23 protein-coding genes and 2 pseudogenes are annotated in these 24817 nt (G+C 59.6%); 12 read left to right on the forward strand and 13 right to left on the reverse strand.

Going from position 1 to position 24817, the window contains the following annotated elements:
* Positions 1-152: 152 nt before the first annotated feature.
* Positions 153-893, reverse strand: coding sequence for a hypothetical protein (locus tag RBH10_RS10560; RefSeq protein WP_306180591.1), 741 nt, complete (start codon positions 891-893; stop codon positions 153-155).
* Here RBH10_RS10560 and RBH10_RS10565 point away from each other — a divergent pair.
* Entirely contained in the window at positions 868-1503 is a 636-nt protein-coding gene (locus RBH10_RS10565; protein ID WP_306180592.1) for a hypothetical protein, read from the forward strand. The genes RBH10_RS10560 and RBH10_RS10565 overlap by 26 nt on opposite strands.
* Before the next feature lie 24 nt (positions 1504-1527).
* On the opposite strand, the gene RBH10_RS10570 is transcribed toward RBH10_RS10565, so the two are convergent.
* Complete coding sequence (locus tag RBH10_RS10570; RefSeq protein WP_045017714.1) at positions 1528-2124, reverse strand: DUF1134 domain-containing protein; 597 nt, start codon at positions 2122-2124, stop codon at positions 1528-1530.
* A gap of 250 nt (positions 2125-2374) precedes the next feature.
* Between RBH10_RS10570 and chpT the strand changes: the two genes are divergently transcribed.
* From chpT to RBH10_RS10585, 3 genes and pseudogenes are all read left to right on the forward strand, one after another.
* Complete coding sequence (gene chpT, locus RBH10_RS10575) at positions 2375-3022, forward strand: histidine phosphotransferase ChpT (RefSeq protein ID WP_045017712.1); 648 nt, start codon at positions 2375-2377, stop codon at positions 3020-3022.
* Positions 3023-3108: 86 nt separating this feature from the next.
* Positions 3109-3636: a GNAT family N-acetyltransferase gene (locus RBH10_RS10580; protein WP_281037244.1), complete on the forward strand. Its 528-nt coding sequence runs from the start codon at positions 3109-3111 to the stop codon at positions 3634-3636.
* 122 nt (positions 3637-3758) lie between these two features.
* Positions 3759-4806: pseudogene (locus RBH10_RS10585) on the forward strand (alpha/beta hydrolase family protein).
* A 50-nt stretch (positions 4807-4856) separates the two neighbouring features.
* On the opposite strand, the gene RBH10_RS10590 reads toward RBH10_RS10585, so the two are convergent.
* Together RBH10_RS10590 and ctrA are read right to left on the reverse strand one after the other, a co-directional pair.
* Positions 4857-5372: a GNAT family N-acetyltransferase gene (locus RBH10_RS10590; RefSeq protein WP_281037242.1), complete on the reverse strand. Its 516-nt coding sequence runs from the start codon at positions 5370-5372 to the stop codon at positions 4857-4859.
* Positions 5373-5454: 82 nt separating this feature from the next.
* The gene (gene ctrA, locus RBH10_RS10595) at positions 5455-6159 is read right to left on the reverse strand and encodes a response regulator transcription factor CtrA (RefSeq protein WP_003491823.1); all 705 of its coding nucleotides are present in this window, start codon (positions 6157-6159) and stop codon (positions 5455-5457) included.
* A gap of 481 nt (positions 6160-6640) precedes the next feature.
* Between ctrA and RBH10_RS10600 the strand changes: the two genes are divergently transcribed.
* On the forward strand, positions 6641-6991 hold the full coding sequence (locus tag RBH10_RS10600) for a flagellar export protein FliJ (RefSeq protein WP_045017704.1): 351 nt from the start codon (positions 6641-6643) through the stop codon (positions 6989-6991).
* A gap of 331 nt (positions 6992-7322) precedes the next feature.
* Entirely contained in the window at positions 7323-7526 is a 204-nt protein-coding gene (locus tag RBH10_RS10605; protein WP_281037241.1) for a DUF1059 domain-containing protein, read from the forward strand.
* Between the two features lie 163 nt (positions 7527-7689).
* Here RBH10_RS10605 and RBH10_RS10610 read toward each other — a convergent pair whose 3' ends face one another.
* The 4 genes and pseudogenes from RBH10_RS10610 to cysQ all read right to left on the reverse strand — a co-directional run bounded on the left by RBH10_RS10610 (position 7690) and on the right by cysQ (position 10883).
* Positions 7690-7968, reverse strand: coding sequence for a GNAT family N-acetyltransferase (locus RBH10_RS10610; protein WP_045017945.1), 279 nt, complete (start codon positions 7966-7968; stop codon positions 7690-7692).
* A gap of 225 nt (positions 7969-8193) precedes the next feature.
* Positions 8194-8469 carry a DUF1153 domain-containing protein gene (locus RBH10_RS10615; protein ID WP_045017700.1) on the reverse strand — a complete coding sequence of 92 codons (276 nt, stop codon included), beginning with the start codon at positions 8467-8469 and terminating at the stop codon, positions 8194-8196.
* A 191-nt stretch (positions 8470-8660) separates the two neighbouring features.
* Positions 8661-9704 carry a DUF2793 domain-containing protein gene (locus RBH10_RS10620; protein ID WP_281037240.1) on the reverse strand — a complete coding sequence of 348 codons (1044 nt, stop codon included), beginning with the start codon at positions 9702-9704 and terminating at the stop codon, positions 8661-8663.
* A 385-nt stretch (positions 9705-10089) separates the two neighbouring features.
* Positions 10090-10883: pseudogene (gene cysQ / locus RBH10_RS10625) on the reverse strand (3'(2'),5'-bisphosphate nucleotidase CysQ).
* Between the two features lie 335 nt (positions 10884-11218).
* On the opposite strand from cysQ, the gene RBH10_RS10630 reads away from it, so the two are divergent.
* From RBH10_RS10630 to RBH10_RS10655, 6 genes are all read left to right on the forward strand, one after another.
* Positions 11219-12121, forward strand: coding sequence for a branched-chain amino acid ABC transporter permease (locus RBH10_RS10630; RefSeq protein WP_045017694.1), 903 nt, complete (start codon positions 11219-11221; stop codon positions 12119-12121).
* 49 nt (positions 12122-12170) lie between these two features.
* The gene (livM, locus tag RBH10_RS10635) at positions 12171-13523 is read left to right on the forward strand and encodes a high-affinity branched-chain amino acid ABC transporter permease LivM (protein WP_370953815.1); all 1353 of its coding nucleotides are present in this window, start codon (positions 12171-12173) and stop codon (positions 13521-13523) included.
* Complete coding sequence (locus tag RBH10_RS10640) at positions 13523-14401, forward strand: ABC transporter ATP-binding protein (protein WP_281037238.1); 879 nt, start codon at positions 13523-13525, stop codon at positions 14399-14401. The genes livM and RBH10_RS10640 overlap by 1 nt, the downstream gene beginning before the upstream one ends.
* A complete protein-coding gene (locus RBH10_RS10645) occupies positions 14401-15129 on the forward strand; it encodes an ABC transporter ATP-binding protein (RefSeq protein ID WP_045017688.1) in 729 nt (242 codons plus the stop codon). Before RBH10_RS10640 ends, RBH10_RS10645 begins: the two co-directional genes overlap by 1 nt.
* A gap of 170 nt (positions 15130-15299) precedes the next feature.
* Positions 15300-15653 (forward strand): DUF6867 family protein, encoded by a 354-nt coding sequence (locus tag RBH10_RS10650; protein WP_045017686.1) that lies wholly within the window; start codon positions 15300-15302, stop codon positions 15651-15653.
* Between the two features lie 118 nt (positions 15654-15771).
* Positions 15772-16890 carry a branched-chain amino acid ABC transporter substrate-binding protein gene (locus tag RBH10_RS10655; protein WP_045017684.1) on the forward strand — a complete coding sequence of 373 codons (1119 nt, stop codon included), beginning with the start codon at positions 15772-15774 and terminating at the stop codon, positions 16888-16890.
* Positions 16891-17106: 216 nt separating this feature from the next.
* Here the strand turns inward: RBH10_RS10655 and RBH10_RS10660 are convergent, their stop codons facing one another.
* From RBH10_RS10660 to RBH10_RS10680, 5 genes are all read right to left on the reverse strand, one after another.
* Entirely contained in the window at positions 17107-17643 is a 537-nt protein-coding gene (locus RBH10_RS10660) for an AAA family ATPase (protein WP_281037237.1), read from the reverse strand.
* Positions 17644-17922: 279 nt separating this feature from the next.
* Positions 17923-18849, reverse strand: a complete 927-nt coding sequence (locus tag RBH10_RS10665) for a response regulator (RefSeq protein ID WP_281037236.1) — start codon at positions 18847-18849, stop codon at positions 17923-17925.
* On the reverse strand, positions 18846-22244 hold the full coding sequence (locus RBH10_RS10670) for an ATP-binding protein (RefSeq protein ID WP_281037235.1): 3399 nt from the start codon (positions 22242-22244) through the stop codon (positions 18846-18848). The genes RBH10_RS10665 and RBH10_RS10670 overlap by 4 nt, the downstream gene beginning before the upstream one ends.
* Before the next feature lie 103 nt (positions 22245-22347).
* Complete coding sequence (locus RBH10_RS10675) at positions 22348-23118, reverse strand: SDR family oxidoreductase (RefSeq protein WP_281037234.1); 771 nt, start codon at positions 23116-23118, stop codon at positions 22348-22350.
* Positions 23119-23336: 218 nt separating this feature from the next.
* Entirely contained in the window at positions 23337-24371 is a 1035-nt protein-coding gene (locus tag RBH10_RS10680; protein ID WP_045017676.1) for a glutamine synthetase beta-grasp domain-containing protein, read from the reverse strand.
* Between the last annotated feature and the right edge of the window lie 446 nt (positions 24372-24817).

Genomic DNA, 24817 nt, shown 5'->3' on the forward strand with positions numbered 1-24817 from the left:
CAAGGAGGGAGATCGACCTGAGGCGAGGTCTCGGCCATCTCGACATTTGAGAATAAAGTGGCGGTAGCGCTTCTTGCTAATCTCCCTCCTTGTGGGGGAGATGCCCGGCAGGGCAGAGGGGGTGAAGCCGCATACGCAAAGGCGTAGAGGTATCAACCCTTCCGCTTCTCCACCAGCGCACTCGCCTGCGCCGCCAGGCTTTCCCGACCGGATGCAGCCGCGGCCTTAGCAAGCAACCCCGGGATAGGCGATTTGTCGCCTTCCTGCACAGCCGTGAGCGCAATCATCTGGGCGGCGATGCGGGCGATTTCGCGGCGGATCGGTTCGTCGTTGCCGGTGCCGCGCACATTCAGCAGGCGTTCGGTGAGTGCCGTTCCCTGATTGCGGATATCTTCGATTTCCTGCTCCAGACCCTCCGGCGGCAGGGCCGTCGGTTGCTCCGCAACCGGGGAGGCCGGGGCTGCCTCGGCAGTTTCCACCTGTGGAGTGTCTGCCGCAACGACGGGTGCGATTTCAGGCACGGATACGGCCTGTTGCGGCTGGCTTGCGGTTTTCTCCACCGGCACGGCGGGGTTCGGCAGGCGGATGATCATGTCGTTGGCACGGCCGCCGGTTGCGGCAAGCTGTTCTTTCAGGCGGGCGACCTCCTGATTGCGCAGCGTCAGCATGGTGTCGAGATCGGCATTTTTCGCCATGGCATTGCCGAGCTGTTCTTCCAGCCGGGTGACCTTGCGGCTTTCGCGGGCAACCGCCGTCATGGCTTCCTTGTTGCGGGCCGCCACATCCTGCAATTCGCGGGTTACGGTCTCGCCCTCCTTGCGGAAACGCGAGGCAGTCTGTTTTGCCTGCTCGGCCTCCAGATCGCGGGTGGCGGCGAGGATTTTCGAGATCATCCAGTTCGCGCGTCAGATTGGTGAGGCGGGCGGTGATTTCCGACATCTGGGCGGCGCGCTCGTTTGCGGCTTTCTCCTGCTCCAGAAGATTTGCCTGTATCGTGCTGCCACGTTCCTGGCTGGTATCGAGCGCGGCGCGCAATTCGCCGATCTCCAGCGTCAGCTCCTCGATTTTCAGCAAAAGGCTGCGGTTCTGTTCGCCGAGGCGATAGGCATCGCTGGAAGTGGCCTCGTTGGCGAGGCGAAGCGAGGTGTTTTTTTCCCGTTCGGTATCCAGTTCCTGGCGGACCTTGGCGTTTTCGGCGGCATAAAGGGCGCGCGCCATGTCCTTCTGGGCGCGGACTTCCTGCGGGCTGATGGGCATTGTCGCGCGCAGACGGTTTTCCGTATAGGCAACGATGCGGCGATGGATCGCGGGCGCGATCAGCAGGGCCAGCAGGGTTGCGGTGAGAAAACCCAATCCGAAAAGAATGGCATATTCAATCACGCGAGACAGTCTCCGAAACTCAGATACGCGCGCATTCGGAAAGAGGGGCGCGAAAGCACGTTACGCTATTATTGCAACCGTTGGGAGGGGTGTCACCAAGGCAATTGCGGGGGAGGGCGCTAAAGGGTGCCTCCCCGTATTCGCGAATCAGAAGGGGTTCCAGGTCGGCTGCTGGGTGAGCTTCAGATAACCGACATTGATGCCGAGGCGCGCGCCGATGCCGGTGCGGATGGGTGCCAGCGTGACATCGCTGCTCTTGAGATAGGTCATGCCGACGCCGGCGACGATGAAGGCGGAACCGCTGACGCCGCCGTAACGGCGATAAAGCGCATCGACCGACGGCAGGTTGTAGACCAGCATCATGGCGCGGGTGCCCTGGCCGCCATAATCGAGGCCGAGCGACGGGCCCTGCCAGAAGACCGGATGCTGGCCGGCATTCTTGGTGTAAAGCGTGCCTTCGCCATAGGTGAGGCCCGCAACGAAAGCGCCGGAGCCTTCCTGCCCCAGAATATAACCGTTCGGAAGACCGTATTGCTGGAAGGCGCGCTCCACCACCTTGGCGAGGCCGCCGGTGGTTTCACCGAAGAATCCGTGGCCTGCATCCACGACTTCCTGGAAAGAATATTGATCGCTGTTCTGGGCCGAGGCCGGTGCGGCCCACATCAAGAGGCTGGCAAGGAGCGCAAAAATCTTTCCCAGTCCGAGGCGTGCAATGGTGCGGGTTTTCGTAAGGCGCATCGTCATGTCCGTCCGTCTGTTCGTTGGTGCATCAGCCCGAAAATCCGAATCGATTTTCGGCAGGACCGATGCGCAGATTCAAAGTTCCAGAGCATCCTTTATCCGTCCGAACGGACGCAGGGCGCTCCAGGGTGGCCTGTTAAGGCATTTGGCATTTTGAAACCATCCTATTAACAATCGGTTTACCAAATATGGTGTCATTATGGCTTAACAATTTCCACACCGTCCGCGCCTCCCTTGCGCAGGAGAGAATTTTATGACGAGCAAACTCAATATCACGCTGTCCGGTCCCGATCTGGCAGCTCTTCTGTGCAGTCGTGTGTGCCATGACGTGATCTCTCCTGTCGGCGCCATCAATAACGGCCTCGAATTGCTGGACGAGGGCGGCACCGATGACGATGCGCTGGATCTCATCCGCACGTCCGCTCTTAACGCATCCGTGCGGCTGAAGTTCGCCCGGCTTGCTTTCGGCGCCTCCGGCTCCGCCGGCGCTTCCATCGATACCGGCGAGGCTGAAAAAGCCGCCAAGGATTTCGCCGCCGCCGAAAAGAAGGCCGAAGTGAGCTGGAACGGCCCACGCGCCATCGTCGCGAAAAATCGTGTCAAACTTTTGCTCAACCTCTTTCTCGTTTCCTACAGCGCGATCCCGCGCGGCGGTAATGTGGATGTGGTGCTGGAAGACCCGGAGGGTGATGCGAGGTTCGAAATCACCGTTAAAGGGAAGATGATGCGTATTCCGGCCAAATTCGCCGAGATTTACGAAGGCAGGCTGGAAGAGGCGGTCGACGCCCATTCCGTGCAGCCCTATTACACGCTGCTCCTGGCAGAGGAGGCCAATATGGCGGTGGAATACAAGGTGCATGACGATCGCATCGTGTTTACCGCAAAAACGGTCGCCGAGTGATCGTTAAATTGCAAAGATGATTTTGTGAAAGGGCTGGGTCCGCGTCTACCGACGCGCCGGCCTTTTTTGCTTTGAGGAAGAGGTTCATGATACGTCTGAAAACCGCGCGCCTCGTCTTGCGGCCGCACACCATCGCGGATGAAGCGCTTTATTGCGCGTTCTGGAGCGCGGGTGTCCGGCCCATCGAAGGGGTCACATCGATTACGCCGCTGGACCCGGAACTCGCTTTCGCCCGCCTTTTGCGCTTTATCGGCCATTGGTCTGTCTTCGGTTTCGGTCCCTTCGTCGTGGAGGAGACAAGCTCCGGACGTATCGTGGGCGAGGTGGGGTTCGCCCATATGCGCCGTGGAAACGGGGCCGACTTCGATGGCGTACCCGAGGCGATGTGGAAAATCGATGCGGATCTGAACGGCAAGGGCGTCGCGACCGAGGCGGTGGAGGCGGCAAAAAAGTGGTTCGATGGCACCGGGATTTCGCAGCGGACCGTCTGCATGATCGATCCGCTCAATATCCCCTCGCTTGCCATCGCAGCCCGTTTCGGCTTTCGCCCGTTTCGCGAGGCGACATTTCGGGACAGTCCCATCCGGCTTTTTGAGCGGATGGCGGGGGCCTAGCGCCGCGCATCCCCGCCGTGCCGTCTTGATCGCGTTTCAGGACGACCTGAAACCTGTTTGAGGTCTCTGGCGGTGGCTGTTTGAACCCAGAGTTGGTCCCATATCCAACCCTGGAGCTTCACATGCGCTATTTTCTTCTGGCGGCAATCATCATTCTCTCTACCGCGGCGTCCGCGATGGCGGAAAATGCCATCGGTTTCAAGCAGCTTGAATTGCCCGATGATGCGGGTGCGCGGCCGCTGAACGTATCATTGTGGTATCCGTCCGCAGCGTCTGGAAAAAGCGAGATGGTGGGTGAAAACGCGGCCTTTTATGGTCTCGAGGTTCAACCCGCAGCGTCTTTTCTCGCCGGCTCCCGCCCTCTGGTGCTGCTGTCGCACGGATTTGGCGGTAGCTGGCGTAATCTGAACTGGATTGCCGGTGAGCTTGTTCAGCAGGGTTATGTCGTGGCCGCGCCGGATCATGCGGGCGAGATCTTTCACCGAAGAGAATGCGACGGAGATCGTGCCATTGTGGGAACGTCCGCGCGACATCAGCAGGACACTGACGGCGCTGCTCGACAATGACCAGCTCGCCGGCAAGATCGACAGGGCGCGTATTGCGGTCATCGGCCATTCTCTGGGAGGCTGGACCGCGATGGAGCTGACTGGTGCCCGCTATAGCGCCGATCTCGCTCTAAAGGACTGCAATGCGGAGAAAGCTCCGCCGCAATGCAAGGCGCCACGGTTGCTGGCCAAGGTCGGGATAGTTAACGACGGCAAGGCCGATCCGCGCCTTTCGATGGATTTGCGGGACGCTCGCATCCGTGCGGTAATCGCGCTCGACGCTGGGCCGGCTGCCGGTTTTCTGCCGGAAACGCTGCAACGTATCGATGTACCGGTTCTGGTTCTGGCCGCCGGTGTGGAAACGACCGAGATTGCCGCCATCAAGGCTGATTCGGAGTATATTGCCCGGCATCTGCCAAAGGCGACGACGGTTTATCGGGAAATACCGGATGCCAGCCACTTCAGCTTCATGCAGATATGCAAGCCGAACGGCGAAAAAATCGTCGAGGAGCTTTCGCCGGGCGAAGGTTTTGTCTGCCGAGACGGCGGCGGCAGGGACCGCGCCGCTATCCACCGGCAAATCGCAGAGGCGATTATCGGCTTTCTGAAAGTGGAAATGCATTAAGACGGATGTTCAGGACGTCTCGCTGAACCGTTGCGCGACGTCCTGATTTTTCAAGCCGCTTTGCGCTGAAAATACCGATAGGCAAGGTCTTCGGGGTCGGAGCGTGGCGCCGACGGGTCGAGAATGCCGCCGAGGCGCTGCGCAACCGCTGCGGATTTACTGTTGCGCGGTGAGACATAGCTGACCAGCGTTTGCAATTTCAGGGTCTCAAACGCCCAGTCGCGCAGTGCAGCGGCGGCTTCCGCAGCATATCCGCGTCCTTCATGGCCGTCGTAAAGCAGCCAGCCCAGTTCTTTTTCGGGAAACAGCGGTCCGTGATTGATGCCGACCTGGCCGATGCATTGCCCGGTTTCACCACGTTCGATCATTAGCGCGCCGTGGCCGAAAAAGTGCCAGTTGGCCAGATCGTGACAAAAAACGCCCCAGGTTGAGGGCAGGTCGTAAGGTCCGCCGACGCCGATGGAGCGGGATGACACCATGAAATCCCGATAAGCGGGGAAATCCGCCATGGTCTGCGGGCGCAGAATCAGGCGTTCGGTCCTGAGGGTGGGGATAGAATGGTCCATGGCGCTATCCAATCATGAAATCGCAACAAAAAACCCGCTGTCACCAGCGGGTCTTTTAAAAACTGCCATACCCTGAAAGGGATCAGGCGGTTTCGAGAAATTCCGTGGCTCCGTCAGGCTCGCGCAGAACATAGCCGCGGCCCCAGACGGTTTCGATGTAGTTTGCACCGCCGGCGGCATTTGCGAGCTTCTTGCGCAGCTTGCAGATGAAAACGTCGATGATCTTCAGTTCCGGTTCGTCCATGCCGCCGTAGAGGTGGTTCAGAAACATTTCCTTGGTCAGCGTCGTGCCCTTGCGCAGCGAAAGCAGCTCAAGCATCTGATATTCCTTGCCGGTCAGGTGAACGCGCTGGCCACCCACTTCAACCGTCTTGGCATCGAGATTGACGATCAACTCGCCGGTGGAGATGACCGATTGCGCATGGCCCTTGGAACGGCGGACAATTGCGTGAATGCGGGCAACAAGCTCGTCCTTGTGGAACGGCTTCGTCATGTAGTCGTCTGCGCCGAAGCCCAGGCCGCGAACCTTGTCCTCGATGCCGGCCATGCCGGAGAGGATGAGGATCGGTGTCTTGACCTTGGAAAGGCGCAAGGTTCTCAAGACCTCGTAACCCGACATGTCGGGCAGGTTGAGGTCGAGAAGAATAATGTCGTAATCGTAGAGCTTACCGAGGTCCACGCCTTCCTCGCCGAGGTCGGTCGTGTAGACGTTAAAACTTTCCGACTTGAGCATCAGTTCGATGCTCTGCGCTGTCGCGCTGTCGTCTTCAATAAGTAGAACCCGCATAATTATCCCCTTTGCCGCCCGCAGATTGGTAAATCATTGCCTCGCGCGATGCGGATCCAGACGTTGCCTGATTTGCAGGCTGCCACCAAATGGTTAACAAATTCTAATTGCCTTTGGCAAGGTGTATCGAATTTATTAAGCAAAGTAGGCATTTCGCTGTTTTTGCACGTGAATCCACCATCGCCAAAATTGAAGCTCAGCGTGAGGAAATCCCGCTAAGTGATTCAATCGACTCTTACATCGTCGGGTCCGTTTTTTTGGACCTGGCATTTACCGACCCTTAAATGATCGTGTTTATCATTAACGATGCCCGTAAACGAAAGGTTAACGACGGCGTTTTTTTATTAACGTCAGGTAACTTTTGGGAATCATTCCGGCACAACGGGTTAACCCGGCCGGTTGAACGGGCGGGTTAAACGGGCCGATTAAGGGGGCATAGTGCCTTTTTGATCCGGGTCTCGCTATCCATGGAGTATTGCGTATGAAGTCGCGTGACAGCCTGGTTCGCCTGAAAGAGTTTCAGGTCAACGAAAAACGCCGGCAATTGCAGCAGTTGCAGCAGATGATGTCCGAGTTTGAACGGATGGCTAAGGAACTGGTGCATCAGATATCGCTGGAGGAAAGCAAGTCGGGGATCACCGATCCGACGCATTTTGCTTATCCGACCTTCGCCAAGGCCGCACGTCAGCGGGCGGACAATCTTCAGGTTTCGATAAGGGAGCTGAAGACCCAACAGGAGGCTGCTGAAGCTTCTCTGGAAGAGGTGCAGGCCGAATATGAAAAGGCGGCGGCACTGGAAAACCGCGACGGAGCGATCCGCGCCCGCGCCTGAACAAGGCGCAAGATCAGACGAATGATCGTCCTCATTGACGGCTGCCGGTGGATCAGGAGGCGTCTTTCAATGACGGGACGCTATGCATTTTTTTGAAAGGCCGCCCTTGTGGCGGCCTTTTTGCTTTGGCAGGCCGCGAACCCTTTCCGGGGAGGATTTCCTGCGGGGCGACAAGGGCCGGGGGCATCCGGGTTTTCAGTTATCCGTGGCCTTTTTAATTGTCGGAGGTCGGGGAAAGGCGTAATTTACCGGGGTTCCGACCATGAGCCGGAGGCTTGTCCCACGCGCGTCCCGCGCGGACGCGGGTGGCCAAAAGCGGGGAGGAAAACAAATGGCCCGCCAATATATCGATTGCCGCGAATTCCCGAGCGACAGCAAATGCACGATCGCCATCTCCGCGGATTCGCAGGAGGAGCTTCTGGAAGCGGCCGTGCAACATGCCGTGGCCGTGCACGGCGCCAAGGACACACGCGAATTCCGCGAGGAGGTCCGCAGGAGCATGCATGCGGGAACACCGCCGTTGAAGGCGGCGTAACTGCCGGTAAAGTCCGAAAAACTTTCCGCCGTCATGCCGGACTTGATCCGGCATCCAGCCATGGCGCGTCTGCGCCGTGGAGAGACTCTTTTGCGATCAAAGACTTGATCGCGCTGGACCCCGGATTAAGTCCGGGGTGACGGGCTGCGGATGTTACGCCCGCTTACTGAATGACATCCGCCCATTCGGGGTGGCGCAGCGTCTGGGCCTTGAAGAACGGGCAGAGCGGGATGATTTTCCAGCCACCCTTGCGGGCCTCGTCGATCGCATGGGCCGCAAGCGCTTGGCCCACACCCTTGCCGCGCAGGGCATCGGGCACGCCGGTATGGTCGATGATGATCAGGGACGGGGAGGTGCGGGAATAGGTCATCTCCGCCTTATGGCCGTCGACGGTTGCCGAATATTCGCCGTGCGATCCGGTTTCGCTGCTGAGGATGTCCATCGTTTTTGCCTCCATGTTGCGTTCGTTGTCTCCACTGTAACGGCTCGCGCCCGAATTGAAACAGCGGGAGAGCGAACGCAGTGGACACAAACCGGCGACAATGGTTTGCCGAAGGATGGATATTTTCTGCGGGGAGAAATCCGAAATCAATCCAAAAGCCCCGTCGATGTTCCGGCGGGGCGTTTTAAGAATTCGGCTGTGGCGCGTTACCGCGCGAGCGCAATATCAGTGGCGATATTGCTGAATGCGCGTGGTGCGCAGGCCGGCAAGGCCATGATCGGTGATCGAAGACTGCCAGGACAGGAATTCTTCGACGGTGAGCGTATAACGCTCGCAGGCTTCCTCAAGGCTCAGCAGTCCACCGCGCACAGCGGCGACGACCTCTGCCTTTCGGCGAATAACCCAGCGACGGGTATTTGAAGGCGGAAGATCCGCAATCGTCAGTGGGCTGCCATCGGGGCCGATGACATATTTAACTCGTGGGCGTATCATTTCGGTCATTGGACACTCTATACAAACTCAAGACCATATGACGGGAATTCTAGCCCGGTACCTTTAAAAATTGACTAAGCAGCTCGTGACAATTTATTAAGAATTTGAACGGTTTCGCCCGATTTGTTCGAGTCGCCTTATTTTGCCGGGAAAAAATTTTTCCAAAAATCGCATTTTTTATCGTCCATCGGTTGTTTTCCTCACAGCGCCGCAAGCGAAAGGCACGTTTTCCCGCTGCCCTGGGTGAATTCCGCCGTTCCTTCATGCTGCAGCCGCAGGCGGTCGCCGGTATCGAGGAGGAGGATAAAGGTAGCCGACTGCGAGGTACCGGCATTGGAGGCGTTGCCGGCCACGCTCTGGCCGCCCACCGCACCGTTGACTGACAGCGATACCCGGTGGCCGGAGGAGGACACCACGGCCAGCGACAGGATGGCCAGATAGAGGCCTTTCACGGGAACGACGAGTTCCCTTCCGCCGCCGGTGCCAACCGCGTCGCCGAGAACAAAGCCGCCCTCATCGATGAAGAGCAGGGAGAAACCCGCCGCTGAACCACTAGCTGGCCTTGTCGTGCCCGCCGGCAGGCCTGCGAGAACCACGGGCCGGTTCGGCATCGTAACCCTGCCGTCGCCGCTGCACAAAAGCGCCGTGTGCCAGGAGGTGCCGTCAGCGCTGGTCTTGATGGAAAAGCCGTCATTGCCGGCAAGGCCCATTTCCGCCCGGCCACTCCAGCCGGACTGGAACAGCAGCGAGGCGGTGTCGGCCTTCGCCGCCTTGTTGACCGTCATGCGGTGGCTGCCGTCCTCCTCTGTGTGAGTAAAGAGGCTGGCGGGGGCGGCAAGCGCCAGGCGGTTGGTGGCGTCAGCCTCCGTACCGATGCCGAGCCTTTCAAGCGTGCCTGTGGCAGGCAACTGCATGTCCCGCCATGCGCCATCGCGCAGGACACGATGTTTTCCCTCCGCGGCAAACCATGCCGTCCAGCCGGGTTGCGGCACTATCGAGAGCCAAGCGCCATCCTGGCGGAAAGCGAGCTTTCCGCCCTTGCCGGCCCAGTCACCAGCGGCATCCACGGACAACAGGAAGCAGTCTCCCTCCGGCGCATTGTCGGGCGGTGCGGCGACCACGTCCTTGATGACCAGCTGGACGATCGCATCCAGCCGTTGCAGCGCCTCATTGTGGGTGACGTGTTTCTGCGCCTGCGAGGGCAGGATATAGGGAAGCCGAAGTCTCGCCGTCTGTTCCGTCATGATGTCTCTTCCGCGCTCGGTGTGTCGTTGCCGTCGATTGTGATGCGGCGGGACAGGACGGGGATGCGCGGGGAAGAGATTATTTTCCGAGATACCGGTTCAACGCCGGTATGATCGATATGGAGGAACTGATTTTGGGGCTCGGCGTATGCGGCTTCACCCCCTCTGCCCTGCCGGGCATCTCCCCCACAAGGGTGGAGATCGGCAAGCGGCTTTACCGTCGCTTCATTCTCAAACATCGAGATCTGCGAGACCTTGCCACGAGTCGATCTCCCCACCTGTGGGGGAGATGCCCGGCAGGGCAGAGGGGGTAAGCCGCAGACACCGAAGCGAACGCCTAAAAACGCCTGATCACCGAAGGAGGTCTAGCGGTCTCCTCGCAGGCTTATGTCGCGATTTCCACCGTCGCGGCCATCGCACCCTCGGCGATGAAATCCGGGTTGGCGAGGGCATCTTCACCGTCGCCTCTCACCTCATAGGCAAGCAGCCGACCCTCGCAATCCAGCGTTCTGCCGCCGGCGGCGCGCAGCACGGCGTCGCCGGCTGCCGTATCCCACATCATGGTGCGGCTGAAGCGGGGGTAGATATCGGCTGCGCCTTCCGCCAGCAGGCAGAATTTCAGCGAGGAACCGACGGAAATACAGTCTTTCAACCCGTGTTCGGCCACGAAGGCTTCGGTTTTCGCGGTGCAGTGCGAGCGGCTGATCAGCGCCACGGGGGAGGCGCCGCGCTGGCGTGCGCGGATGGGGTGGCGTGCAAGGATCGCGCCTTCGCCTGATATGGCGAGCTTTTCGGCGCTGTTGTCCTTGCCGGTCCAGGCCTGCCCGCGGCAGGGGGCGTAAACCACGCCTGCAACCGGAACGCCGTTCCTGATCAGGGCGATGTTGACGGTGAAGTCGTCCTTGCCGGAAATGAATTCCTTGGTTCCATCAAGCGGATCGACCAGAAAAATTCCTTGCCCGTCTCCGGCAGGATGCCGTTCGAGACAGCTTCTTCGGCAATGACCGGAATTTCGGGAAAATGGGCAGCCAGCGCCTGCAGAATGATCGTCTCTGCCCGCTGGTCGGCCTCGGTCACCGGCGAGCAGTCATCCTTGTAGGATACGTGCGGCCCGGCGCGATGGACCGCCATGATCACCTGCCCGGCGTCCAGCGCCGCTTTCGTCAATATGTCGATCATCTCTTTGCCGTTGCCATTTCGTGCCGTGGATCCTTCGATCCTGAATTTCGCTACTCTTTTGCCCGTCGCCCGTCAAACAATGCGTCAGACAATGCTAAAATAAGTATTCGGACGCCATTTTTTCAGCACTTCCTGCCAAAATCATGGCTATTCTGACCGGGAAAAGGGCAGTGAGTGTGGAAATTCCATATTTTGTGCAGGATCGCCCGTTTTTGACTTCACATTTTTAACGAACACGATATGGATTTTGCAGGTGGGGAGCTACCGAAAAGGTTCCCCCTATAATTAACATAAACGAGGCGTGGCTCATTAGAGGTCATGCCCAGGGGAAAGACATGGAGTATTTTATCCAGCAGCTCATCAACGGGCTGACTCTTGGATCGATCTACGGCCTCATCGCAATTGGCTATACGATGGTCTACGGCATCATCGGCATGATCAACTTCGCCCACGGCGATATTTTCATGCTTGGCGGTTTTGCCGCGCTGATCGTTTTTCTGATCGCAACATCGTTTTTTGCCGGCATTCCGGTGGCGCTTCTTCTGCTTTTGATGATGGTCGTCGCCATGCTGATGACCGGCCTGTGGAACTGGGTGATCGAGCGCGTGGCCTACCGCCCGCTCAGAGGCTCGTTCCGCCTTGCGCCGCTGATCACCGCCATCGGCATGTCGATCGCGCTGTCCAACTTCATTCAGGTGACGCAGGGTCCGCGCAACAAGCCGATCCCGTCCATGGTGACGGAAAGCTACCATTTCGGCTCCATCACCGTCTCGCTCAAGCAGTTCATCATCATGGCGGTGACGTCGGTGCTGCTTTTCGCTTTCTGGTACATCGTCAACAAGACCCCGCTCGGCCGGGCGCAGCGCGCCACCGAACAGGACCGCAAGATGGCGGCGCTTCTGGGTGTTGATGTCGACAAGACGATCTCGATCACCTTCATCATGGGTGCCGCACTCGCTGCCGTGGCCGGTACGATGTATCTGATGTATTACGGCGTGGCGTCTTTCAATGATGGCTTCGTTCCGGGCGTCAAGGCCTTCACCGCAGCCGTTCTGGGCGGTATCGGTTCGCTTCCGGGCGCCGTTCTCGGCGGCCTCCTGATCGGCCTCATCGAGTCGCTGTGGTCTGCCTATTTCTCCATCGCCTACAAGGACGTCGCGGCATTTGGCATCCTGGCTTTCGTGCTGATCTTCAAGCCGACCGGTATTCTCGGTCGTCCGGAAGTCGAGAAGGTGTGATCCCATGAGCCATATCGCTTCCGAAAACGGCGCTTCCAGCCCGAACCTGATGGCGACGGCCGTGAAGGAAGGCATCATTGCGGGCCTGGTCTCGCTCGGCATGTTCATTCTTTACGTCGGCATCGTCACCTATCAGGATATCAACAACCAGCTCATCTGGGGCACCCGCTGGGGGCTTCTGTCGATCTTCGTCGGCATCGCCGCCATTGGCCGCTTCCTCGTGGTCGGTTTCATCAGGCCGTCTCTGGACCGCCGCCGGCTTGCCAAGGCAAAAACCGGCATTCTGGAAATTTCCGAGGAAAAGGGCTTTTTCCACAAGCACTTCCTGAAGCTGGCGCTGCTTCTGCTGCTGCTCTATCCAGTCATTGCCGTTCAGCTGTTCGGCTTTCAGGGCTCCCTGAAGTTCGTCGACAATTTCGGCATCCAGATCCTGATCTACGTGATGCTGGCCTGGGGCCTCAACATCGTCGTCGGTCTCGCTGGTCTGCTCGATCTCGGTTACGTGGCCTTCTACGCGGTCGGCGCCTATTCCTACGCGCTGTTATCCAGCCATTTCGGCCTGTCCTTCTGGGTGCTTCTGCCGGTTGCCGGCATCCTTGCGGGCTTCTGGGGCATCATCCTCGGCTTCCCGGTGCTCAGACTTCGCGGCGACTATCTGGCGATCGTCACGCTTGCCTTCGGTGAAATCATCCGTCTCGTGCTCTTGAACTGGACTGATGTGACCAAGGGCACCTTCGGTATTTCGGGCATCGCCAAGGCTTCGGTCTTCGGCATCTGGTCCTTCGATGTCGGCGCGTCGAACAATTTCGCCAAGGCCTTCGGCCTGACGATGTCGTCCGCCTACTACAAGATCTTCCTGTTCTACGTGATCCTGTTCCTGTGCATGCTCACGGCTTACGTCACGATCAAGCTGCGCCGCATGCCGATCGGCCGGGCGTGGGAAGCGCTGCGTGAGGATGAGATCGCCTGCCGTTCGCTCGGCATCGATACCGTCATCACCAAGCTCACCGCCTTTGCGACGGGTGCGATGTTCGGCGGTTTCGCCGGTTCGTTCTTCGCCGCCCGCCAGGGTTTCGTCTCGCCGGAAAGCTTCGTCTTCCTGGAATCAGCCGTCATCCTCGCCATCGTCGTTCTCGGCGGCATGGGTTCGCTGACCGGCATCGCCATCGCCGCCCTCGTCATGGTCGGCGGTACGGAGCTTCTGCGCGAGATGGAATTCCTGAAGCATGTCTTCGGGCCAGACTTCACGCCGGAACTCTACCGCATGCTGCTGTTCGGTCTCGCCATGGTCATCGTCATGCTGTTCAAGCCGCGCGGCTTTGTCGGCTCACGTGAACCCACGGCCTTCCTTAAAGAACGCAAGGCCGTCTCGGGCAGCTTTACCAAGGAAGGTCACGGTTGATGGCTTCCGGAATGACGAACATGACACCCAATGTAACTGGCGATACGATCCTCAAGGTCGAACATCTCTCGATGCGGTTCGGCGGTCTGATGGCCATCAACGACTTCTCCTTCGAGGCGAAGCGTGGCGAGATCACCGCACTGATCGGCCCGAACGGTGCCGGAAAGACCACGGTTTTCAACTGCATCACCGGCTTCTACAAGCCGACGATGGGCATGATCACCATGCGTCGGCAGAATGGCGAGGCGCATCTTCTGGAGCGCCTGCCGGATTTCGAAATCACCAAGAAGGCCAAGGTGGCGCGTACCTTCCAGAACATCCGCCTGTTTTCGGGCCTGACGGTTCTGGAAAACCTGCTGGTGGCGCAGCACAATGCGCTGATGAAGGCATCGGGCTACACCATTCTCGGCCTTCTCGGCCTGCCCGCCTACAAAAAGGCGGTCGGCAGTTCGATCGAGAAAGCCAAATACTGGCTGGACAAGGCTGACCTCACCGACCGCGCCGATGACCCGGCCGGCGATCTGCCCTATGGCGCCCAGCGCCGTCTGGAAATCGCCCGCGCCATGTGCACGGGGCCGGAACTCCTGTGCCTCGACGAACCGGCGGCCGGTCTCAATCCGAAGGAATCGCTGGCGCTCAATGCGCTGCTGCGCGGTATCCGCGACGAAGGCACGTCGCTGCTCCTGATCGAGCACGACATGTCGGTGGTGATGCAGATCTCCGATCACGTCGTGGTTCTCGAATACGGTCAGAAGATTTCCGACGGTTCGCCGGACCATGTGAAGAACGACCCGAAGGTCATCGCCGCCTATCTGGGTGTCGAGGATGATGAAGTGGAAGACGTGATTGCGGAAGAACTCGACGGAGGAGCGGCCTGATGTCCGGTGAACCGCTTCTCAAAGTACAGGGCGTCGAAACCTATTACGGTAACATCCGGGCATTGGCCGGTGTCGATGTCGAGGTCAACAAAGGCGAGATCGTCAGCCTGATCGGCGCCAATGGCGCCGGCAAGTCGACGCTGATGATGACCATCTGCGGCAGCCCGCAGGCGCGGGTGGGCCAGGTGACTTTCGACGGCGAGGACATTACCCGCCTGCCGACGCACCTCATTGCCCGCAAGCGCATTGCCCAGTCGCCCGAAGGCCGCCGGATTTTCCCGCGCATGACGGTGCTGGAAAACCTGCAGATGGGCGCCAATCTCGACAACCTCAAATATTTCAAAGAGGACGTCGAGAAGATCTTCACCATGTTCCCGCGGCTCAAGGAACGCCAGAGCCAGCGTGGCGGCACGCTTTCCGGCGGCGAGCAGCAGATGCTCTCTATCGGCCGCGCGCTGATGGCACGGCCGAAGCTGCTGCTTCTCGACGAACCGTCGCTGGGCCTTGCCCCGCTGATCGTCAAGGGCATCTTCGAGGCGATCAAGAAGCTCAACCAGGAAGAGGGACTGACCGTCTTCCTCGTGGAGCAGAACGCCTTTGCCGCGCTGAAGCTTTCCGACCGCGCCTATGTGATGGTCAACGGCAAGGTGACGATGAGCGGTTCGGGCAGGGAATTGCTTGCCGACCCGCAGGTGCGCGCTGCCTATCTCGAAGGCGGCCGTCACTGAAAGATTTTACTTGCGCCGGAAATTTTGCGGCGCAAGATAACGAACCGGGGCCGGCAATTTTCGAAGGGGAAACTGCCGGTCGCAAACAATAAAATGCCTGCCGGAAAAACGGCGGGACGACAAACAAGGCAGGGCCGGACATTTGCATCCCGGCGCTGATGGGGAAAGAGATGCAGGGCCTTTTATTCGAGACCGATAGCGGCGTGCGTTATGTTCTGCGCGCACTGGTTGTTCTTCTTGGTTTCTGGACGGCGTGGCGCACGGGTAAATCCGTGGCCGATGGCTGGGGCGATTTTCCACGTGTGGTGATTTACACGCTGGCTTTGGGGCTCGTGATGCGGTTTCTGCATTTCGCGCTTTTCAACGGGCCGTTCATCAACGGCTTCTACTACGTGTTTGACGTCGTTCTTCTTCTGGCTTTTTCCAGCATCGGTTTCCGCATGCGCCGGACAAGCCAGATGGTCAATAACTACTATTGGCTTTACGATCGTACGTCGGCATTCTCCTATAAAAAGAAAGATTGACAGCCGGATTTCTTCGGCTGCACGATACTCGTGTGAGTGGAACGTTTCCTGTTCGGTTAAGGTGGGTACCGAACAGGTCCTCGTAATCAACCCATCCAAAGGAACTGGGAGTATAATAATGAAGAAGTCTCTTCTTTCCGCCGTTGCGCTGACCGCCATGGTCGCCTTCAGCGGTTCGGCCTGGGCCGATATCGTGATCGCTGTCGGCGGCCCGCTGACCGGCCCGAACGCCGCATTTGGCGCTCAGCTTCAGAAGGGTGCTGAACAGGCTGCGAAGGATATCAATGCTGCCGGCGGCATCAACGGCGAGCAGATCAAGATCGTGCTGGGCGATGACGTATCCGACCCCAAGCAGGGTATCTCGGTTGCCAACAAGTTCGTTGCGGATGGCGTCAAATTCGTCATCGGCCACTTCAACTCCGGCGTTTCCATTCCGGCCTCCGAAGTTTATGCCGAAAACGGCATTCTCGAAATCACACCTGCCGCAACCAACCCGGTTTTCACCGAGCGTGGCCTGTGGAACACTTTCCGCACCTGCGGTCGTGACGACCAGCAGGGCGGCATTGCCGGCAAGTATCTGGCTGACCACTACAAGGACGCCAAGATCGCCGTCATTCACGACAAGACCCCCTATGGTCAGGGCCTTGCCGATGAAACCAAGAAGGCAGCCAATGCAGCCGGCCTGACGGAAGCCATGTATGAAGGCGTCAATGTCGGCGACAAGGACTTCTCCGCGCTGATCTCCAAGATGAAGGAAGCCGGCGTTTCCGTTATCTACTGGGGTGGCCTGCACACCGAAGCCGGTCTGATCATCCGCCAGGCGGCCGATCAGGGCCTGAAGGCAAAGCTCATCTCCGGTGACGGCATCGTTTCGAACGAACTCGCTTCCATCGCCGGCGACGCCGTCGAAGGCACGCTGAACACCTTCGGCCCTGATCCGACGCTCCGCCCGGAAAACAAGGAACTGGTAGAGAAGTTCAAGGCTGCGGGCTTCAACCCGGAAGCTTACACGCTCTACTCCTATGCTGCGCTGCAGGCGATCGCCGGTGCCGCAAAGGCCGCCGCTTCCCTGGAGCCGGAAAAGGTTGCCGAAGCTCTGAAGAAGGGCACGTTCCCGACAGCGCTCGGCGACATCTCCTTCGACGAGAAGGGCGATCCGAAGCTTCCCGGTTACGTCATGTACGAGTGGAAGAAGGGCCCGGACGGCAAGTACAGCTACTTCCAGCAGGGGACGTGAGTCTTACTGGATAATTGCCTATCGAAGCCCGGCAGCGATGCCGGGCTTTTTTTGTTTTTTAGGGTCAAGTGACCTGCTGACACCTTTATGGTTTTGTCATCCTCGGGCTTGACCCGAGGATCCACCGCCGCGCGAGGAATGGATCCTCGGGTCGATCCCGAGGATGACGTCGAGTGTGGGTTGTGTTGGCAAGCAAAAGTCACTCGAGATACGCCTTCAGCCCACTTTCGCCGCCACCCTCTCCAATACCATATCGGCGCGCTCCGAAACCGGGGCTTTCGGCAGCACAATCGTCTCATAGTTCAACCGCGCATAATCACGCAGCAGGCGTTCATATTCCTCAACCGCCGCATCCAAACCGTGCTTGCGCTCGCTGTCGCCCCGGTAAATCTCCGGCCACGGTGGGGTGAGGAAAACCAGCCGGTTATAGCGGTGCGTTTGACGTAGTGTATCGATGAAGCCGTCACCGCTGACATGGTGCAGGGCTGAGGCGGCGTCGATCAGACCACGGTCGAAAAAGACGAGGCCTTCCGCCGGCGCTTTTTGCCGGTCTTCGAGCGCGATGGCGATCGCCCGGCGGGCAAAGGCTTCGATGTCGATCCAGGGCAGGGCGGCGCCATCATTGCTGACCTCCTCGATGACGATACGGCGGCCCGGTTCCTCGACGGTTGCAAAACCGCGCCGGGCAAGCTCGGCAAGCAGGGTGGACTTGCCGCCGCCGGAGCAGCCGGAAAAAATGATGAAACGGTCCATGGGAGCCTCCTGTACTGGGCTTGGGGTGGGAATGTGATGTTGGGAGTTACGGCATTGCCGCCTGTTTCTTCTCCCCGCGGGGAGAAAGTCGCGGCAGCGGGATGAGGGGAGCTAGGCCTGTGAAATACTGAGGAGGTTTCCCCCTCATCCGACCCTTCCGGCCACTTTCTCCCCGGTGGGGAGAAGAAACAAGTGGCAGCCGCTCGCTCAATAAATTGGTGTTCTGCGCTTAGGCGGAAAATATATGTTTGCCGAACCTTACCACACTAAATGCAGCCGTCAGCCCTGATGCAGAATATGCGCGGCCTTGACGGCCGCGGAAGCGCGGTTTTCGACGCCGAGTTTGACGTAGATCTGTTCCAGATGTTTGTTCACGGTTCTGGCGGAAAGGCCGAGAATGTCGCCGATATCGCGGTTGGATTTACCTTTGGCGATCCACAGCAGCACTTCCGATTCCCGCGTCGTCAGGGCGAAATGTTCTTTCAGCAGATGGTCGTCCGATTTCTCGTTGGCGGCGGTCAGGCGGAAGAGATGTTCGTCCGGACCCATCGCACCGAGAAATGAGAGTTGCAGGGCAGGGCGCCCGACCTGCGTGATTGTCAGCGGTGTGTCGCGCCCCGCGTCCACTGTCGCCCGTTCCTGGAGCCAGCGGCCGATGTGGCTGACGACGATCTCCAGCCCGTCATCGCGGCCGGTGGCGGCATTGACCAGCCGGGTTGCCTGCGGTGTCGACCAGTGGATGGCGCCATTGGCGCGCACGGCAAGCAGGTGGCGGCCGGCGGCATCGAGCGCCACGCGGGCGCTCTGCGCCGAGCGGGCATTGGTAAGGTGCACGCGGATACGGGCGCGCAGCTCATCGATATTGATCGGCTTGGTCAGATAATCGACACCACCAGATTCCAGCGCCCGCACCACATGTTCGGTCTCCGTCAGCCCGGTCATGAAGATGACAGGCACCTGCGCCACGGCGGCATTGGCCTTCAGGCGGCGGCAGGTTTCGAAACCGTCCATAACAGGCATGACGGCGTCGAGCAGGATGATATCGGGGGTGATACGCTCGGCAATGTTGAGTGCGGCCTGACCGGAGGTGGCGATCAGCGCCGAAAAGCCTGACTGTTCCAGCGCATCGGTGAGGAACCCCAGCGCCTCCGGGCTGTCATCCACCAGCAAGACGATGTCTCTCGGAGCCGCTGCGTGACCGCTCATGCCTTGCCGTCTCCCCTGTTGTTATTGTCGGAAAATCGCTTGAGAAAATCGGCATAACCGGCCAGATCGAAGGCCTGCACATAGGTGCCGAGCTCTTGCGTGAAGGGCAGGTTGTCCGTGTTGCGGGCAAGGTCGGCGAGTTTAGCTTCTATGCCGCGTATGTAACCTATTTCGCCGAGCCGCTGCAAATCCTTGATATGGATCGTGCCTGGATGGACGATCTGCGCCGGCGGCGGAGGTACGGGTGCCGGAGGCAGGTCCGTATCGTAAATCCATTTCAGACCGAGATGCACGGCAAGCCGGTCGCACAGGTGGCGGATATCGACCGGCTTGGCGATGGCGTCGTTGTGGTTGTCCTCGCCCGCACCCGCAACGGTGCCGTCACCGATATTGGCCGAGAGCATGATGAGCGGGGCCGTCTGGCCGGCTTCGCGCAATTTCGTCACGAGCTGCCAGCCGGTCATGCCGGGCATGGAAATATCGATGAGGAAGAGATCGGGCTTCACGCCTTCGATCAGCGTCAGGCAATCCGGTCCGCTCTGGGCGGTCAGCACGACGAAATCCAGCGGCGAGAGCACCTGCCGCATCAGCTCGCGGTGATCCTCATTGTCATCCACCACCACGATGGTGCGGCGTGGGCCGGAATAGGAGCGGATGGTCTTTTCCGGCGCAGGCGCCGTGCTTGGCCGATGCACGGCGGATAGCATGAGACGGACGCGGAAGGTGGAGCCGTTGTCCTTTTCGCTGGATACGGAAATCTCGCCGCCGAGCGTGTTGGTCAAAAGCCGGGTAATGGTGAGCCCGAGGCCGAGGCCCGGCATGGGACGCACGCTTTCGGCTTCGCCACGCTGGAAGGGTTCGTAGATGCGGGCGAGGTCCTTCTCGGCGATGCCGCGCCCGGTATCGGACACCGTGAAGCTTGCCACCTGGCTGCGATAGGCGACATCGAAGGTGACGCTGCCTTCATCGGTGAACTTGATGGCGTTGGAGAGCAGGTTGACGAGAATCTGGCGCAGCCGCTTTTCATCCGTGCGCACATATTGAGGCAGCGAATGGGCGCGTTCGTGCCGGAATTCCAGCCCCTTCGCCTGCGCCTGCGGACGGAACATGTCGACGATCTGGTCGAGGAAATCCTGAATGTTGATCTCGTTGGAGTAGACCTGAAGCCGGCCCGCCTCGATTTTGGAAATATCGAGAAGCCCGTCGATCAGGCCGGAAAGGTGGTCGGCGGAACGGCGGATGACCTTGATGGCCGATTGCCGCGGCGCGGGAATGGTCTCGTCACGCTCGAGGATCTGGGCATAGCCTAAAACGGCATTGAGCGGCGTACGGAGTTCGTGGCTGAGGCCGACGACGTAACGGCTCTTGGCGCGGTTGGCGGCTTCAGCCGTTTCCTTGGCGTCCTGAAGGGCGGCGTCGGTCTTCTTGTGGGCGGCGATTTCTTTCAGCAGCAACGTGTTCTGGCGCGAGGATTCCTCTTCCGCCACCACCCGACTGTCATGGGCAAGAACGAGGAACCAGCAGACGATGCCGGCAATGACGGCGAAGACGAAAAACACGATGAGGATGGTGCGGTTGACTACGTCAGCCGTTGTCGGCGAGGCGGTGCCGACCTGATGGGCGATCAGCGCCAATATGCCGCCGATGGCGGTGACGGCAATGGCCGCCGCCATGCCGTAACGCCCGAGCCGGGTGGCGAGCTTTGCCACCAGTTGCCGGGGCAGGAAGGTCTTTGCGACGGTTGCGACCTGATAATTGAGCTTGGCCTTCGGCTTGCACATGTCATGGCAGCGGCTGTCCAGCGAGCAGCAGAGCGAACAGATCGGCGCCGCATAGGCCGGACACCATGCCATGTCTTCCGGTTCAAACGGGTGTTCGCAGATCGAGCAGGTGATGGCGCTCAGTTCGCGCCATTTCTGACGCGGTTTGCGGGCCAGATAGAACCGGCCCTTCGTGCCCCAGGCGATCAGCGGCGAGGCGATGAAGGCGACGATCAGGGTCAGATAGGGCGCAAGCGAGGCGGCGAGCGCGCCGAAGGTGCCGAAATGCGCCATCAGCGCGATGGTGGCCGAAAGCGCCATGGAGCCGACGCCGACCGGATTGATATCGTAGAGATGGGCGCGCTTGAACTCGATGCCGGGCGGGGCAAGGCCGAGCGGCTTGTTGATGAAAAGATCGGCGGAGATGGTGCAAAGCCAGGCCATGGCGACGATGGAGAAGATGCCGAGCGTTTCTTCCAGCAGGCGGTAGATGCCGAGTTCCATCAATAGCAGCGCGATCGCCACATTGAAGACCAGCCAGACGACACGGCCAGGATGGCTGTGGGTGAGGCGGGAGAAGAAGTTGGACCAGGCGAGCGAGCCCGCATAGGCGTTCATGACGTTGATCTTCAGCTGCGAGACTACCACAAAGGCGACCATCAGTAGCATGGCCGCCGTCTCGTTGGGGATCATGTAACCGAAAGCGGTCAGATACATCTGGGCCGGATCGGCGGCGCGGTCCACCGAGACGCCGGAGCTGAAGGTCAAGACCACGAGGAAGGAACCGGCCAGCAGCTTCGGCACGCCGACGACAACCCAGCCGGCCCCGGCCAGAAACACCGCGATGCGGTGGCGAAGGCGGCTCTGGCCTTCGGCGGGCAGGAAGCGCAGAAAATCCACCTGTTCGCCGATCTGCGACATCAGCGCGAGAATGACGGCGGACGCCGCGCCGAATTCCACCAGATTGAAGGGCGCAAGTGTGCCCGGCGGGCCGGAGGCATGACGAATGCCGGAAAAGGCCCGCCAGAGATCGTATTTTTCCCAGTCCATCAGGGCGATGAAGATGAAGGGTAGGACGTTCAGCACGATCCAGAAAGGCTGGGTGATGATCTGGAACCGGCTGATGAGGCGCACGCCATGGGTGACGAGCGGAATGACCATGACGGCGGAGATGATGTAGCCGATCCACAGGGGAATGCCGAGCGCCAGTTCCAGCGCGCCGGACATGATCGACGCCTCGATGGCGAAGAGCATGAAGGTGAAGGCGGCATAGATCAGCGAGGTGATGGTGGAGCCGATGTAACCGAAGCTTGCGCCGCGCGTCAGAAGATCGATATCGACGCCGTGGCGGATGGCGTAACGGCTGATCGGCAGGCCGACGGCGAGCATGGCGATGGCGGCGACGATGATGGCGTAAAAGGCGTTGGTGGTGCCGTAGGACAGCGTGATGGCGCCGCCGATGGCTTCCAGCGCCAGAAACGAAATCGCGCCGATGGCGGTGTGGGAAATGCGGTTGGACGAAAACTGCCGGGCGCTTTTGGCGGTGAAGCGCAGCGCATAATCTTCCAGCGTCTGGTTGGCGACCCAGCGGTTATATTCGCGCCTGACGGGGATGATGCGTTGCCGTGCGGCCATGCTTACGATCCAGCCCCTTTCCGCAACGGGTGTTCCGTCATGCCTCCCGCCGCCAGAGGCCCGGTTTTGCCGAAACAATGTGGCCGCGGGTGGGTGAGGTCTCTCACAGCCGCACCGACATGCCGCCATCCACCGTCAGCACATGGCCGTTGACGAAGGAGGCCGCGTCGCTCGCCAGAAACAGCGCCGCACCGGCTATTTCATCCGGCCGGCCCCAGCGCTCCAGCGGCACGCGCATCTTGGCGAAGGCGGCCATCTCAGGGTTTTCGGCAAGAGCAGCATTGGTTTCCGTGGCGAACATGCCCGGCGCAATGGCGTTGCTGGTGATGCCGCGCGCGCCATATTCCACGGCGATGGCGCGCATCAGCCCGGTCAGGCCCTGTTTGGCGACGGGGTAGATCGCATCACCCGGCCGGACGATGTGGCCGAGAATGGAGGTGATGGTGATGATGCGGCCGTAACCATTGGCATTCATGGCTTGCGCGGCATCGCGCGACAGCGAGACGGAGGAGGTGAGGTCGGTGCGGATCAGTTCCAGCACATCGTCGTCGCTGAATTCGGCAAGCGGGCGGCGGTCACGCGCGCCGACATTGTTGACGAGAATATCGAGATGGCCGAATTCGTCCATGATGCGGCGAACAAGGGCGCTTCCGGCGGCCGTATCGGCGATGTCGAAGGCCGCGTAATCGGCTTTTCCGCCGGCGTCACGAAGGGTGTCTGCCGCCTCTTCCAGCGTCTCGGCATTGCGGCCGGTCAGCCACACATGGGCGCCAGCCTCGGCAAAGGCCTTGGCGATTTCGAAACCAAGGCCGCGGCCACTGCCGGTAATGACGGCGATACGGTTTTCGAGAGAGAATTTGCGGAGAATGCCCATCGCTCACTTTCTTGCTTTAGAGCATCGGACCGAAAGCTGTGTCGCGGTTTTCGGAAAATCCGATGCAGTTGCTCGAAGCCACGCAACATTTCTGAATTTGCGCATAAGAAAGTCTATGTCGCGCACGGCGATGGCGAAAGGTCGCCTGTCCGGTCCGGCCGTTCGGTGGACATAAAAATGGCGTCGCCCGGCTCGGGGCGACGCCATGTCTTGGTTTATCAGGCAGCAGCCGACTTTGCGAGCGGCACTTCTGCGATCGTCTTCAGAACGACGGAAGCGATCTGGTAGGGGCAGCCCTGCGAGTTCGGACGACGGTCTTCGAGGTAACCACGGTAACCGTTGTTGACGAAGGAATGCGGAACGCGGATCGAGGCGCCACGGTCGGCAACACCGTAGGAGAACTTGTTCCACGGAGCGGTTTCGTGCTTGCCGGTCAGGCGCAGATGGTTGTCCGGACCGTAAACGTCGATGTGCTCCTGCCAGTTCTTGGCGAAAGCGGCCATGAGGGCTTCGAAATATTCCTTGCCGCCAACTTCACGCAGGAACTTGGTGGAGAAGTTGCAATGCATGCCGGAGCCGTTCCAGTCGGTATCGCCGAGCGGCTTGCAATGGAACTCGACGTCGATGCCGTACTGTTCGCAAAGGCGTACCAGCAGGTAACGGGCGATCCAGATCTGGTCGGCGGCGCGCTTGGAGCCCTTGCCGAATACCTGGAACTCCCACTGGCCCTTGGCCACTTCGGCGTTGATGCCTTCGTGGTTGATGCCTGCTTCGAGGCAGAGGTCGAGGTGCTCTTCAACGATTTCGCGGGCAACCGAGCCAACGTTCTTGAAGCCGACGCCGGTGTAATACGGACCCTGTGGAGCCGGGTAGCCCTGCTCGGGGAAGCCGAGCGGACGGCCGTCCTGGTAGAAGAAATATTCCTGCTCGAAACCGAACCATGCGTCCTCGTCGTCGAGGATGGTCGCGCGGCTGTTCGATGCATGCGGGGTGACGCCGTCAGGCATCATGACTTCGCACATGACGAGTACGCCGTTGGTGCGGGCCGGATCGGGATAGATCGCAACGGGCTTCAGCACGCAATCCGACGAGTGGCCTTCGGCCTGCTGGGTGGACGAGCCATCAAAACCCCAAAGCGGCAGCTGCTCGAGCGTCGGGAATTCGTCGAATTCCTTGACCTGTGTCTTGCCGCGCAGGTTAGGGACCGGCTTGTATCCGTCCAGCCAGATGTACTCGAGTTTGAACTTAGTCATTACGAACCTCTCATAGGTAACAATGCGAAGCCTTGAGGCCTCCGTGGCTTTCGCCGCCGGAAGCGCATTCGCGTTCAAGGGCTGACCCCTTAGATGCATGCCGCGTGCCAGATTGGCGATGTTTGACGAATTCTTCGAAAAATCTTTCAGGTGAGTATCGGGCCAGCGGGGCCAATATCCCTGTCATCAGCTCATGTTGCGCTGCAACAGATAAAGCGAACCCTAATGTTTCGTCAGTGATTCCTAACAGATAGCGGGTGGCATCACTTGAAATGCCCTGTTGCGGTGCAATGTTTTCGATTGCGAACGACGGATCGGCATTTGCCCCAAAAACCGGCGCTTCCGGAATGGTTTTTCTTGCTGAACGACCATTTAATGCCTATATTTTTCGCAACGTGATTTTTTTTTAATCAGATGGAGCGAATCCGGTCTTTAGGGGTTTGCTT

This window comes from Rhizobium sp. AN73, from assembly GCF_030757975.1.
GTDB classification, from domain to species: Bacteria; Pseudomonadota; Alphaproteobacteria; order Rhizobiales; family Rhizobiaceae; genus Agrobacterium; species Agrobacterium arsenijevicii.

Coding starts and splice junctions, on each gene's coding strand:
- RBH10_RS10600 (WP_045017704.1), top strand. CDS start 6,641: ATGAAGTCGCGTGACAGCCTGGTTCGCCTGAAAGAGTTTCAGGTCAAC.
- RBH10_RS10570 (WP_045017714.1), bottom strand. CDS start 2,124: ATGACGATGCGCCTTACGAAAACCCGCACCATTGCACGCCTCGGACTG.
- chpT (WP_045017712.1), top strand. CDS start 2,375: ATGACGAGCAAACTCAATATCACGCTGTCCGGTCCCGATCTGGCAGCT.
- RBH10_RS10630 (WP_045017694.1), top strand. CDS start 11,219: ATGGAGTATTTTATCCAGCAGCTCATCAACGGGCTGACTCTTGGATCG.
- RBH10_RS10680 (WP_045017676.1), bottom strand. CDS start 24,371: ATGACTAAGTTCAAACTCGAGTACATCTGGCTGGACGGATACAAGCCG.
- RBH10_RS10640 (WP_281037238.1), top strand. CDS start 13,523: ATGGCTTCCGGAATGACGAACATGACACCCAATGTAACTGGCGATACG.
- RBH10_RS10675 (WP_281037234.1), bottom strand. CDS start 23,118: ATGGGCATTCTCCGCAAATTCTCTCTCGAAAACCGTATCGCCGTCATT.
- RBH10_RS10660 (WP_281037237.1), bottom strand. CDS start 17,643: ATGGACCGTTTCATCATTTTTTCCGGCTGCTCCGGCGGCGGCAAGTCC.
- RBH10_RS10645 (WP_045017688.1), top strand. CDS start 14,401: ATGTCCGGTGAACCGCTTCTCAAAGTACAGGGCGTCGAAACCTATTAC.
- RBH10_RS10610 (WP_045017945.1), bottom strand. CDS start 7,968: ATGGACATCCTCAGCAGCGAAACCGGATCGCACGGCGAATATTCGGCA.
- RBH10_RS10670 (WP_281037235.1), bottom strand. CDS start 22,244: ATGGCCGCACGGCAACGCATCATCCCCGTCAGGCGCGAATATAACCGC.
- RBH10_RS10665 (WP_281037236.1), bottom strand. CDS start 18,849: ATGAGCGGTCACGCAGCGGCTCCGAGAGACATCGTCTTGCTGGTGGAT.
- RBH10_RS10615 (WP_045017700.1), bottom strand. CDS start 8,469: ATGACCGAAATGATACGCCCACGAGTTAAATATGTCATCGGCCCCGAT.
- RBH10_RS10620 (WP_281037240.1), bottom strand. CDS start 9,704: ATGACGGAACAGACGGCGAGACTTCGGCTTCCCTATATCCTGCCCTCG.
- livM (WP_370953815.1), top strand. CDS start 12,171: ATGGCGACGGCCGTGAAGGAAGGCATCATTGCGGGCCTGGTCTCGCTC.
- RBH10_RS10580 (WP_281037244.1), top strand. CDS start 3,109: ATGATACGTCTGAAAACCGCGCGCCTCGTCTTGCGGCCGCACACCATC.
- RBH10_RS10590 (WP_281037242.1), bottom strand. CDS start 5,372: ATGGACCATTCTATCCCCACCCTCAGGACCGAACGCCTGATTCTGCGC.
- RBH10_RS10650 (WP_045017686.1), top strand. CDS start 15,300: ATGCAGGGCCTTTTATTCGAGACCGATAGCGGCGTGCGTTATGTTCTG.
- RBH10_RS10655 (WP_045017684.1), top strand. CDS start 15,772: ATGAAGAAGTCTCTTCTTTCCGCCGTTGCGCTGACCGCCATGGTCGCC.
- RBH10_RS10560 (WP_306180591.1), bottom strand. CDS start 893: ATGATCTCGAAAATCCTCGCCGCCACCCGCGATCTGGAGGCCGAGCAG.
- RBH10_RS10605 (WP_281037241.1), top strand. CDS start 7,323: ATGGCCCGCCAATATATCGATTGCCGCGAATTCCCGAGCGACAGCAAA.
- ctrA (WP_003491823.1), bottom strand. CDS start 6,159: ATGCGGGTTCTACTTATTGAAGACGACAGCGCGACAGCGCAGAGCATC.